At 45.5% G+C, this 12,910-nt stretch carries 9 protein-coding genes and 1 other annotated feature; of the genes, 1 reads left to right on the top strand and 8 read right to left on the bottom strand.

The features are described 5' to 3' along the window. Positions 1-402 precede the first annotated feature (402 nt). Entirely contained in the window at positions 403-1,140 is a 738-nt protein-coding gene (locus BM184_RS12475) for a prepilin peptidase (protein ID WP_177208660.1), read from the top strand. 284 nt (positions 1,141-1,424) lie between these two features. Here BM184_RS12475 and rpoC read toward each other — a convergent pair whose 3' ends face one another. From rpoC to nusG, 8 genes are all read right to left on the bottom strand, one after another. After that, positions 1,425-5,069 (bottom strand): DNA-directed RNA polymerase subunit beta', encoded by a 3,645-nt coding sequence (rpoC, locus tag BM184_RS12480; protein WP_086942740.1) that lies wholly within the window; start codon positions 5,067-5,069, stop codon positions 1,425-1,427. 119 nt (positions 5,070-5,188) lie between these two features. Continuing rightward, entirely contained in the window at positions 5,189-8,716 is a 3,528-nt protein-coding gene (rpoB, locus tag BM184_RS12485) for a DNA-directed RNA polymerase subunit beta (protein WP_177208661.1), read from the bottom strand. Positions 8,717-9,025: 309 nt separating this feature from the next. Continuing rightward, positions 9,026-9,634, bottom strand: a complete 609-nt coding sequence (locus BM184_RS12490; protein ID WP_086942742.1) for a class I SAM-dependent methyltransferase — start codon at positions 9,632-9,634, stop codon at positions 9,026-9,028. Between the two features lie 135 nt (positions 9,635-9,769). Continuing rightward, positions 9,770-10,135, bottom strand: a complete 366-nt coding sequence (gene rplL, locus BM184_RS12495) for a 50S ribosomal protein L7/L12 (RefSeq protein WP_068562455.1) — start codon at positions 10,133-10,135, stop codon at positions 9,770-9,772. A gap of 85 nt (positions 10,136-10,220) precedes the next feature. Next, the gene (gene rplJ / locus BM184_RS12500; protein WP_068562456.1) at positions 10,221-10,721 is read right to left on the bottom strand and encodes a 50S ribosomal protein L10; all 501 of its coding nucleotides are present in this window, start codon (positions 10,719-10,721) and stop codon (positions 10,221-10,223) included. Between the two features lie 37 nt (positions 10,722-10,758). Further along, positions 10,759-10,885, bottom strand: a sequence feature (ribosomal protein L10 leader region). A 40-nt stretch (positions 10,886-10,925) separates the two neighbouring features. Then, positions 10,926-11,615, bottom strand: coding sequence for a 50S ribosomal protein L1 (gene rplA, locus BM184_RS12505; RefSeq protein WP_086942743.1), 690 nt, complete (start codon positions 11,613-11,615; stop codon positions 10,926-10,928). Between the two features lie 104 nt (positions 11,616-11,719). Continuing rightward, complete coding sequence (gene rplK, locus BM184_RS12510; RefSeq protein ID WP_068562458.1) at positions 11,720-12,145, bottom strand: 50S ribosomal protein L11; 426 nt, start codon at positions 12,143-12,145, stop codon at positions 11,720-11,722. Positions 12,146-12,282: 137 nt separating this feature from the next. Continuing rightward, positions 12,283-12,831 (bottom strand): transcription termination/antitermination protein NusG, encoded by a 549-nt coding sequence (gene nusG / locus BM184_RS12515; RefSeq protein WP_068562459.1) that lies wholly within the window; start codon positions 12,829-12,831, stop codon positions 12,283-12,285. Between the last annotated feature and the right edge of the window lie 79 nt (positions 12,832-12,910).

Here is a 12,910-nt window from a genome sequence, read left to right on the forward strand (position 1 = left end):
TCGACCGAAGTCTAAGCTCCCTGCACATTTGGTTCGTTCATTCTTTGTTCAGTTTTCAAAGGTCAATCGCGCATCACGTATTACGTGATTGCTTATTTATAATACCACTTAACCAGCCCGGTGTCAACGCCTTTTCGAAATATTTTTTCGAGATACTTCAGACGTTTTTGAACTGCAGTAGCAACTCTTATATATTATCAAATCCAGGACCATCTGTCAACAAATATTTTCCATCAGGACAAAGGATTAATTTGACAACTTAAACAGTCTACCACCTGACGAACACTCTGTCAATACTAAATGGAATGTTTTTCAAAAAAATTTCCCCATCCTACGAACAAAAAGATTCAACAGACTAGTTGCGGATACTATAATCAGTTTGTTCGTAAAGGAGGAATTGTTTTGATCATCATCGTTTACATATCCATCTTTTATTTCGGAGCCATTTTCGGATCCTTCTTCACTGTACTCGGAACGCGTATCCCGATCAAAGAAAACTTCACCACCACACGCTCCCACTGCGTCCATTGCCAGCATACACTGCAGACAACAGATCTTTTTCCGATTGTTTCTTATGTATGTCACCGAGGCAAATGTGCTTACTGTGCAACAAAAATAGATCCGATGTACTTCGCTTCGGAAATCATTTCCGGTTTTGTGACATGCCTTCTCTATTATTTCTACGCAACAGACTTGTTGCAGTTACTCGCTCTCGCCTTTATGTTCTCGTTGCTGCTGGTCATATCGATTACCGATTATCTCTATCTGTTGATTCCTGATCGCTTTCAGCTCTTGTTGTTTTTCGGTGTCGTATTTCATCAAATGACTCTTCCTACTACGGATTGGCCAGCAGCCTTCATTAGTTTTTTTGTGATCTTTTCATTGCTGTTCTTCACCGGACTCGCTCTTCCTGATGGAATCGGGGGCGGCGACGTCAAACTGCTTTCGATCTTGAGCCTCGCTTTCGGGCTGGAACCAACCTTGTTCATCATCCTGTTGGCCAGCCTCTTCGCAGGCTTTTGTTTTTTGCACACCTACCTGACAAACGGTAGCTCCTTGCAGCGCAGATTACCGTTCGGGCCCTTTCTCGCCGCGTCTGCCGTTGTGGTGCACTTTGCGCAAATGGTTTTGGTGCTTTGACGCCTCTCTAATTCTGTTCGAGGATTTTATTTATGCACAGAAATAACCTGTCAAAACCATTTTGACGGGGAAAATCAGTTCAAATCACAGTCAGAAAAACCGCCGAAACCACCTTGGCGGGGAAAAATATCCGCGGACAGCATGATATTCCCCGCCAAACCCATTTTCGCAGGGAATCACGCCAACAAACCCATTTTCAAATCCCAATCCTAGGAAAAAAAACATACAAACGACAAAAAAACGCCCCGGAAAAGCAAATTGCTTTTCCGGAACGTTTGTTGTTTTTATCCTCTGTAATCAGATAGGTCAGAACCCATTTCGGCTGTATCAGTGATGCTATAGACGCTCTCACTTTCGGCTTCGACGGCTTTTGGCTCCATCTTACGGTAGCGGGCCATACCTGTACCAGCAGGGATGATCTTACCGATGATAACATTCTCTTTAAGACCCAACAAGGAGTCTTTCTTGCCGCGGATTGCAGCATCCGTCAGGACACGAGTCGTTTCTTGGAAGGAAGCAGCAGACAAGAAGCTGTTTGTTTCCAATGACGCTTTTGTGATTCCCAAAAGAACTGGACGGGCTGTTGCTGGAACTTCCCCAGCGTTGATGACAGCACGGTTGCGGTCTTCGAAATCTGAGATATCCATCAATGTACCTGGCAGGATATCTGTTGAACCCGGATCCATAACGCGAACTTTACGCAACATTTGACGAACCATAACTTCGATATGCTTGTCGCCGATTTCTACCCCTTGCATACGGTATACTTTCTGAACTTCGCGCAGCAAGTACGTCTCAACAGACAATACATCGCGGACGCGCAACAAGCTCTTAGGCTCGATGGACCCTTCAGTCAACGGATCCCCACGGTGAACGATGTCGCCTTCAGCCACTTTCGTACGTGCAGTGTAAGGAATGGTATACGTTCTTGTATCCGTGATCCCTTTGACTGTTACTTCTTTAGAACGATCGGACGCACTCTCATCAATGGAGACAACTTCCCCGGTAACTTCTGTGATGACAGCTTGCCCTTTCGGATTACGCGCTTCAAAGATTTCTTGGATACGCGGCAAACCTTGTGTGATATCGTCTCCGGCAACCCCACCCGTATGGAATGTACGCATGGTCAATTGAGTACCCGGTTCACCGATGGATTGGGCAGCGATCGTACCGACTGCTTCACCGACCTCAACATTTGAACCAGTAGCCAAGTTACGGCCGTAGCAACGTTTGCAGACGCCGTGTCTTGTGTTACATGTGAACACGGAACGGATCGTCACTTCTTCGATACCAGCATCAATGATTTCCTTGGCCATATCTTCTGTGATCAATTGGTTATGAACTGCAAGAACTTTGCCGTTTTCAGGATGAACCACTGTTTTTTGAGCATAACGGCCAATCAGACGCTCTTCCAAGGCCTCAATGACTTCATTGCCTTCTTGGATCGAACGGACGATCAGACCACGATCGGTGCCGCAATCGTCTTCACGGATAATAACATCTTGCGCAACGTCAACCAAACGACGAGTCAGGTAACCTGAATCGGCTGTCTTCAAGGCTGTATCGGTCATCCCTTTACGAGCTCCATGGGTAGAGATAAACATTTCCAAAACGCTTAGTCCTTCACGGAAGTTCGAAGTGATCGGCAGTTCCATGATCTTACCATTTGGAGCGGCCATCAGACCACGCATACCGGCAAGTTGCGTAAAGTTGGAGATGTTACCACGGGCTCCGGAATCACTCATCATGAAGATCGGATTTTCTTGTCCCAATGTCTTCATCAGTTCGATCTGGATTTCATCTTTCGCCATGTTCCAAGTTGTGATGACGCTGTTGTATCTTTCATCATCGGTGATCAGACCACGACGGAATTGTTTTGTGATGTTATCGACTTTTTTGTGCGCTCTTTCCAGAATCTCTGCTTTGGATTCCAATACCAAGATATCGGCGATCCCTACAGTGATACCTGCACGAGTCGAGATTTTGTAACCCAGGTCCTTCATTTTGTCCAACATCTTCGAAGTTTCCGTTACTTGGAACTTCTTGAAGACGGCAGCAATGATATTTCCAAGGTATTTCTTCTTGAACGGTCCGACAATTTCTTGTTTCTTGATGAACGCCTGAACGTCTTCGCCGGCTTCAACAAAGTATTTATCCGGAGTCGCTACATCCAAGTTGAATTGCGTTGGTTCGTTCAAATACGGGAATTCATCCGGCATGATTTCGTTAAAGAAGATCTTACCGACTGTCGTCACCAACAGACGGCCTCTTTGCCATTCTGTCCATGGTTTCTTAGGCAACGAATTCGTGCTGATCGCTACTCTGGTATGCAGATGGACAAATCCACCTTCATAAGCCAGACCCGCTTCTTCAGCGTTGGAGAAGATCATTCCTTCGCCGACTTTATTGATTTCTTCCAGCGTCAGGTAATAGTTACCCAAGACCATATCCTGGGATGGGGTTACGACTGGTTTACCATCTTTTGGATTCAAGATGTTCTGTGCAGCCAGCATCAATAGACGCGCTTCTGCTTGTGCTTCTTCGCCCAGCGGTACGTGGACGGCCATTTGGTCACCATCGAAATCGGCGTTATAGGCTTCACATACCAACGGATGCAGACGGATTGCTTTACCTTCGACAAGTACCGGTTCAAATGCTTGGATACCCAAACGGTGAAGCGTCGGTGCGCGGTTCAGCAATACCGGATGTTCTCTGATGACATCTTCCAATACATCCCAGACATCATCGTCCATACGGTCGATTTTGCGTTTTGCATTTTTGATGTTGCTTGCGATATCACGGGCAACCAATTCTTTCATCAAGAACGGTTTGAACAACTCGATCGCCATTTCTTTCGGCAAGCCACATTGGTACATTTTCAGGAAAGGTCCAACTACGATTACGGAACGTCCGGAGTAGTCAACACGTTTACCCAGCAAGTTTTGACGGAAACGCCCTTGTTTCCCTTTCAACATGTGCGAAAGTGATTTCAATGGACGGTTACCTGGTCCTGTTACAGGACGGCCGCGACGACCGTTATCGATCAAAGCATCGACAGCTTCCTGCAGCATGCGTTTTTCATTCTGAACGATGATGTTCGGTGCGTTCAGATCCAACAAGCGTTTCAGACGGTTGTTACGGTTGATGACACGACGGTAAAGGTCGTTCAAGTCACTTGTTGCGAAACGGCCGCCTTCCAATTGAACCATCGGACGCAAATCTGGAGGGATAACCGGGATTACATCCATGATCATCCAGCTAGGTTTGTTCCCTGAAGAACGGAAAGCATCCAAGATATCCAAACGACGGATTGCACGCGTACGTTTTTGTCCAGTCGCGGATTTCAAGTCTTCTTTTAATTGTTCACATTCAGTATCGACATCGACGCGATCAAGCAATTGCTTGATTGCTTCCGCACCCATGGCCGCATGGAAACCATTTCCGAATTGCGCCCGTTTGTCACGGTATTCTCTTTCTGTCAGCAACTGTTTCGATTCCAAGACAGTATCACCTGGTTCGATGACAACGTAGGAAGCGAAGTAAATGATTTCTTCCAATGCACGCGGGCTCATATCCAATACAAGTCCCATACGGCTAGGAATCCCTTTGAAGTACCATACATGGGTTACAGGAGCAGCCAATTCGATATGGCCCATTCTTTCACGACGGACCTTAGCGCGGGTTACTTCAACGCCACAGCGATCGCAAACGATGCCTTTGTAACGGATACCATTGTATTTACCACATGAACATTTCCAGTCCTTTTGCGGTCCAAAAATTCGCTCACAGAACAAACCTTCTTTTTCAGGTTTCAGTGTTCTGTAGTTGATTGTTTCTGGTTTTTTAACTTCCCCGTAAGACCAGCTACGGATCTTATCAGGAGAAGCCAAAGAGATTTGCATACTTTCAAATTTATTAACGTCTATCAAGGGGCCAACCTCCCTTTATTCTTTGAGCTGCCCAAAATGCTCTATCTGCGTTTCTCGTGAGGCAATGCGCTTTGATCAAACATGCGCCCGAACGCTTCAGCAGCGTCCGGGAACACGGATTAGTCTCTCTTCATTGCTTCAGATTGTTTATTTAATCTTTCCATATTCACAACATCGTCTTCTTCATCCATGTCGCGCAATTCGATTTCTTCTTCTGCTTCATCAAGCACTTTCATATCCAATCCGAGTGCTTGCAATTCTTTCACCAATACGCGGAATGATTCAGGTACACCTGGACGAGGAATTGTTTCGCCTTTGACGATCGCTTCGTATGTTTTCACACGACCGACAACATCATCTGATTTGTATGTCAAGATTTCTTGCAATGTATAGGCAGCACCATAAGCTTCCAGTGCCCAAACTTCCATCTCTCCGAAACGTTGTCCACCGAACTGAGCTTTACCACCCAATGGTTGTTGCGTAACTAAAGAGTATGGTCCAGTTGAACGAGCATGCAATTTATCATCAACCATGTGGGAAAGTTTCAGATAGTACATGACGCCGACGGATACACGGTTATCGAACGGTTGACCTGTACGGCCATCATAAAGGATGGTTTTGGCATCGTTCGCCATACCGGCTTCAGCCACAGTACCCCAAACGTCATCTTCATCCGCACCATCGAATACTGGAGATGCGACGTAGATGCCTAATGAACGGGCAGCCATACCTAAGTGAAGTTCCAATACTTGTCCGATGTTCATACGCGATGGTACCCCTAGAGGGTTCAACATGATGTCAACAGGCGTGCCGTCTGGCATGTATGGCATATCTTCTTCAGGCATGATACGGGATACAACCCCTTTGTTACCATGACGTCCAGCCATCTTATCCCCTTCGTTGATTTTACGTTTTTGAACGATGTAGACACGCACCAACAAATTCACGCCAGGTGACAATTCATCCCCTGCTTCACGGGTAAAGATCTTCACATCGTGGACGATACCGCCGCCGCCGTGAGGAACACGTAGCGATGTATCGCGCACTTCGCGGGCTTTTTCACCGAAGATGGCATGCAATAGACGTTCTTCCGCGGACAGTTCCGTCATCCCTTTAGGAGTGACTTTACCGACTAGGATATCCCCATCTTTGACTTCCGCACCGATGCGGATGATGCCGCGCTCGTCAAGATCTTTCAAAGCATCTTCGCCGACGTTAGGCAATTCGCGGGTGATTTCTTCAGGTCCAAGCTTCGTATCACGTGCTTCTGATTCGTATTCTTCGATATGGATAGAAGTGTACACATCATCACGGACAAGACGTTCGTTCATGATAACAGCATCCTCGTAGTTGTAACCTTCCCAAGTCATGAAGGCAACCAAAACGTTCTGTCCAAGAGCCATTTCGCCTTTTTCCATAGATGGGCCATCCGCTAATGTCTCGCCGACATCGACACGGTCACCCAAAGCTACGATTGGACGTTGGTTATAGCAAGTTCCTGAGTTGGAACGTTGGAACTTGATGATTTCGTATTTATCCAAAGCGCCATTGTCGCGACGGACACGGATTTCTTTGGCATCCACGTATTCAACCACACCATCATTTTGGCACAACAGGGCTGCGCCTGAGTCATGGGCGGCTTTGTATTCCATCCCGGTACCGACGAACGGTGCTTGCGGGTTGATCAGCGGAACAGCTTGACGTTGCATGTTGGCACCCATCAAAGCACGGTTGGAGTCATCGTTTTCCAAGAACGGGATGCAGGCTGTCGCGACAGCAACTACTTGTTTTGGAGAAACGTCCATGTAATCGACGCGTTCGATCGGAACTTCCAAGTTGTCATGGATATAACGGGCCATGACGATATTGTTGGCGAAGCTTCCGTCTTCCAATAGGACCGAGTTGGCTTGCGCTACGGTGAAGTTATCTTCTTCGTCAGCAGTCAAGTAGTCGATGATATTGGTAACCTTATGCGTGTTCCAGTCAACACGGCGGTAAGGTGTTTCAATGAAGCCATATTTGTTGATTTTCGCATAACTGGACAAGCTGTTGATCAGTCCGATATTCGGGCCCTCAGGCGTTTCGATCGGACACATACGGCCATAGTGGGAATAGTGAACGTCTCGGACTTCATATCCGGCACGGTCCCGCGTCAAACCACCGGGTCCTAAGGCAGAAAGACGACGTTTGTGCGTCAATTCGCCCAACGGATTCGTTTGGTCCATGAACTGCGACAATTGGGATGAACCAAAGAATTCTTTGATTGCAGCCACTACCGGGCGGATGTTGATCAATTGTTGCGGTGTTACGGTAGAAACATCCTGGATGGACATTCTTTCGCGCACGACACGCTCCATCCGTGACAAACCGATACGGAATTGGTTCTGCAACAACTCTCCGACCGAACGGATACGTCTGTTACCCAAGTGGTCGATGTCATCCGTTGTTCCCAGTCCTTCAGAAAGATTGAAGAAGTAGTTCATGGAAGCAAAGATATCGGCAGTCGTCAGATGTTTGATATCGTCAGCAATTTCGGAATTTCCGATGATGTTGATGACTTTCTCAGGGTCTTTCTTAGAGTAGACTTTCACTACCTGCATAACGACCGGATCAGTCACAACACCATCATCAGTAGGGTACAACGTCACTTGGTTCAAGCCGTTATCCAAATAAGGCGCTAAGCGTTCCATTACGCCGCGATCCAATTCGGTTCCTTTTTCCGCGATGATTTCACCTGTCTCAGGATCGACCAATGTTTCAGCCAATGTCTGGTTGTACAAGCGTGTTTTGACATTCAATTTTTTATTTACTTTATAGCGTCCAACCGGAGCCATATCATATCTTCTTGGGTCGAAGAAACGGGCATTCAGCAAGTTACGCGAGCTGTCGGCCGTTTTCGGTTCGCCTGGACGAAGTCTCTCGTAGACGTCTTTCAACGCTTCTTCTGTTCTGGAGTCTGATGCATTCTTATGTACATCTTTTTCCATAGTCAGGCGTAAGCTTTCGTTGTCGCCGAAGATCTCAAGAATCTGATCATCCGAACCGAAGCCCAATGCGCGGACCAAAACGGTCAACGGGATTTTTCTGGTGCGGTCGATACGGACGTAAGAGATATCTTTCGCATCCGTTTCATACTCCAACCATGCGCCACGGTTAGGAATCAACGTGTTGCCGAAGCTTTCTTTCCCGTTTTTGTCCATCTTGTTATGGAAATAAACGCCTGGAGAACGAACCAATTGTGAGACGATAACACGTTCCGCTCCGTTGATGATGAAGGTACCCATATCTGTCATTAATGGGAAATCACCAAAGAAAACTTCCTGGTCTTTGATTTCGCCTGTTTCTTTATTGATCAAGCGTAGTTTTACATAAATCGGCGCCGAGTAGTTGGCATCATGTGCACGTGCTTCTGAAACAGTATATTTTGGAGCATGGAATTCATAATCGACAAATTCCAATGCTAAGTTCCCTGTGTGATCTTCAATCGGCGTGATGTCCTTGAACATCTCTTTGATCCCGGTTTCCAGGAACCATTTGTAAGAATCCGTTTGAATCTCAATCAGGTTAGGAAGCTCTAACACTTCACTGATACGCGAATAACTTCTGCGGGTACGTTGTTTCCCGAATTTTTCATTATGCCCTAACAACTTCTTCACCCCTACTTAAATTTAGACCTTTAGCGACAACACACTCTTATGTTGCATTTTCGCAACAAGTGTTACGTTTTTGTTACATATACAATCCGCAACGTTTTTTTGGCAAAAAAAAACCAAAAGAAGGTTGCAATTTCTGAGAAAATTACTCTTTCTTTTGTTTTCTGCCTTGAAAAGCGCGTCTGGACAATATTTCAGTCGCGTTTTCTGAATTATCTTATGCGTCTATATTACCTTACTATTCTACACACATGATTTTCATTTGTCAACAGTCTTTCGCTCGCATCCGATCCGGGACACGTGCTAGGCTTTGACCGATTGGATGATCCAATAGCCTTTGTCGCGGGCAATGACTGCGACATTCCCGAAGACATCCAACATCTTTTGCTCAGCACTCGGCGCGCCTTGCTTCTTTTGGATGACTACAGTCAGCGTGCCGCCCGGCAAGAGATGCACGTGCGCTTCCGACAGGATGCGATGAACGACCTGTTTACCGGCGCGGATCGGCGGATTACTGACGATAGCCGCGAATTGCCTTTCTTCTGGCACTTGGTCGTAGGTATTCGACTCGTAGACTTTCACATTGCGGATGTTGTTGGCTTCCGCATTTCTGCGCGCTAAAGACATAGCCCGCTCGTTTACGTCCACCATCTCCACCAATCTTGCAGGATAGGCATAGGCTAGCGCCAGCCCCATCGGACCGTAGCCGCAGCCGACATCCAAGATATCCCCGGCAACCTCCTCATTCAAGCGGAACGTTTCGATCAGCAAGCGCGAACCGAAGTCGACCGTTTTTTTGGAGAAGACACCGCTGTCCGAGATGAAACGAAACTCACGGCCCCTCAAAGGGAAAGTCCAGGAAGCTTCCTTGCTTTCGGTCTCAGGATTCTTTGTGTAGTAATGATTTGACATATTTCCAACTCCTTCTGACGGAAGTCCGACACTGCAGGGAAAATACAAGAAAAGCCAGGATAATTGCTTATCCTGGCCAGTCTATTTACACAATCTAGAATTGTGTTTCTGTAGAAATAATCTTTTGAAAAAAGATTATTTAACTGTTACAGAAGCGCCAACTTCTTCTAATTGAGCTTTCAATGCTTCAGCATCTTCTTTAGATACAGCTTCTTTGATAACGCCAGGAGCGCCGTCAACTAGAGCTTTAGCTTCTTTCAAGCCTAGGCCTGTAGCTTCACGTACAACTTTGATTACTTTGATTTTAGAATCTCCAGCTGAAGTTAATTCAACGTTGAATTCAGTTTGCTCTTCTTCTGCTGCTGCTACTGCGCCTGCTGCTGCTACTGGAGCTGCAGCTGTTACGCCGAATTCTTCTTCGATAGCTTTTACTAAGTCGTTTAATTCTAGAACTGTTGCTACTTTGATGTCAGCAATGATTGCTTCGATGTTTAATGACATTTTGTGTTCCTCCGTTTTTGGTTTAAGTTTTTTTGTGCCTCCATTAAAGAGGCTTGTGTTTTGGTTCATCTAGCAGAACTGCAAATTATGCAGCTTCGCCGTCTTTCTCGGATACAGCTTTAATAGCCAACGCAAAGTTGCGGACTGGAGCTTGTAGTACTGAAAGTAACATAGAAAGCATACCTTCGCGGTTTGGTAGTTTTGCCAAAGCTTCGATTTCTTCTTTAGAAGAAACGTTACCCTCAACGATACCACCTTTGATTTCTAGTTTATCAGCAGTTTTTGCAAATTCGGCCATGATTTTGGCTGGAGCTACAACATCTTCAGAACTGAATGCAACAGCAGTAGGTCCTTTGAAGATGCTTTCCATGCCTTCCAAACCTGCAGCGACAGCAGCACGTACCATTAGAGAGTTTTTGATAACTTTCATTTCTACGCCAGCTTCACGCAATTGTTTTCTTAATTCAGTCACCTGTTCAACAGTAAGACCTAAATAATCAACAACGACTACAGATGCGGATTCTTGGATTTTTGTTGTCAGTTCTTCAACCAACAGTTGTTTTTGTGCAATAGCAGCTTCACTCATCTTATATTTCACCCCCTGGATTTTATGATAGAATTTCTTGTAAAAACAAAAAACTCTATGTCACCTAGACATAGAGGATCCATAAATATCTCATTGGATTCTTCCTCGGCAGGTATATTAAGGCTCGCACCCCCTGCTGTCTTCGGTAAGCATATATTAACCTCAACGACTATACCAAAGATAGTCGCTGAGGTCAAGGTTTTTTTATAAAGAGCTTGCGTCCACTTTAACGCCAGGTCCAAATGTAGTTGTTACACTTACATTTTTAACGTATTGGCCTTTAGCAGTTGCTGGTTTAGCTTTCAAGATTACATCGTGGATTGTACGGAAGTTTTCCATCAATTTAGCATCGTCGAATGATACTTTACCGATAGGAACGTGGATGTTACCAGCTTTGTCAGCACGGTATGTAACTTTACCAGCTTTGATTTCGTCAATAGCTTTTGTTACGTCCATTGTTACAGTACCTGTTTTAGGGTTTGGCATCAAGCCTTTAGGTCCCAATACACGACCCAAACGTCCAACTTCACCCATCATGTCAGGAGTTGCAACGACAACATCAAATTCAAACCATCCGCCTTGGATTTTTTGAACCATATCTGCGTCGCCTACGTAGTCTGCCCCAGCAGCTTCCGCTTCTTTAGCTTTTTCGCCTTTAGCGAACACTAAAACGCGTTGTGTTTTACCAGTTCCGTTTGGAAGCACGACTGCTCCACGGATTTGTTGGTCATTTTTACGAGTGTCGATTCCTAAACGGTAAGCGACCTCAACAGTTGCGTCGAATTTTGCAAAATCGACTTCTTTCGCTAATGCTACTGCTTCTTCTACTGAATATGCTTTAGTAGAATCTACTTTTTTCGCAGCATCTTGGAATTTTTTACTTTTCTTAGCCATTGAATTTTCCTCCTAGATTGTGGTTTTAACGGTTTTACCTCCCACTTGTGGCCCAGAACGTCTTGCGAGCTTTCGGAAGACCACATGAGAAGCTGCCTTTTGAATTAGTCTTGAACTGTAATACCCATTGAACGGGCAGTACCTTCGACCATACGCATAGCAGCTTCTACGTCTGCTGCATTCAAGTCTACCATTTTTGTTTCAGCGATTTCTTTAACTTGGTCACGTGTTACGGTACCAACTTTTTTCTTGTTTGGTTCGCCTGAACCTGATTCGATACCTGCAGCTTTTTTCAGCAATACTGGAGCTGGAGGAGTTTTTGTAATGAAGGTGAATGAACGATCTTCATATACAGAAATGACGACGGGAATGATCATACCTGCTTGGTCAGCAGTACGTGCATTGAATTCTTTACAGAATCCCATGATGTTTACTTGCGCTTGACCCAAAGCTGGACCTACCGGTGGAGCAGGAGATGCTTTACCTGCAGGAATTTGTAACTTAACTAATTTAACAACTTTTTTAGCCACGAGACATACCTCCTTGATTGTTCGTGATGTGGTTTAATGGGGTTAAGATTTCCCCTCCCACTCAATCCATACGCCTGAACGTACCGATATATTGTATCAGTACATCCAGATTAATGCAATAGTTTTTTTAGCTTTTCTTAGCCTTTGTCTACTTGGTCGTAATCGAGCTCGGCAATTGTTTCGCGGCCGAACATTTCGATCATGACTTTCAGCTTGCCTTTTTCGCTGTCCACTTCTTCAACGAACCCTGACAAGCCGTTGAATGCGCCATCGGTGATGGTGACAGGCTCGCCTTTTTCGAAGTTCACATCATGCGTACGCGTGCTCATGCCCATACGCTTCAGGATTACTTCGATTTCTTCATTCAATAACGCGGACGGCTTGCTTCCCGCTCCGTGCGATCCGACGAAACCGGTAACGCCCGGTGTATTACGGACTACGAACCACGCTTCATCAGACATGATCATTTCAACCAACACATAACCAGGGAACGTTTTTTGAGTAGTCGCCTTCTCTTTGCCGTCCTTCACTTCCACTTGCTCTTCTTCAGGGATGACAACGCGGAAGATATGGTCTTCCATATTCATGCTTTGCGCACGCGATTCGATATTCAGTTTTACTTTGTTCTCATAACCTGAATAAGTGTGCAACACATACCATTGTTTTTCGTTTTCGATCGTTTCCATTTCTGCATCTTCTTTCTTGGTGGATTTTTATTTGACTTCATTTCTTTGTAAACAAAAAAACCTTCCTGTGTTGAAAGGT

The sequence above is a fragment of the Trichococcus pasteurii genome (assembly GCF_900112935.1).
Lineage (GTDB): Bacteria > Bacillota > Bacilli > Lactobacillales > Aerococcaceae > Trichococcus > Trichococcus pasteurii.

Bases quoted from the DNA above. Each gene is read 5' to 3' on its own strand.
- BM184_RS12490 (WP_086942742.1), bottom strand. From the start codon at position 9,634: ATGTCAAATCATTACTACACAAAGAATCCTGAGACCGAAAGCAAGGAA.
- rplL (WP_068562455.1), bottom strand. From the start codon at position 10,135: ATGTCATTAAACATCGAAGCAATCATTGCTGACATCAAAGTAGCAACA.
- rplJ (WP_068562456.1), bottom strand. From the start codon at position 10,721: ATGAGTGAAGCTGCTATTGCACAAAAACAACTGTTGGTTGAAGAACTG.
- rplA (WP_086942743.1), bottom strand. From the start codon at position 11,615: ATGGCTAAGAAAAGTAAAAAATTCCAAGATGCTGCGAAAAAAGTAGAT.
- nusG (WP_068562459.1), bottom strand. From the start codon at position 12,831: ATGGAAACGATCGAAAACGAAAAACAATGGTATGTGTTGCACACTTAT.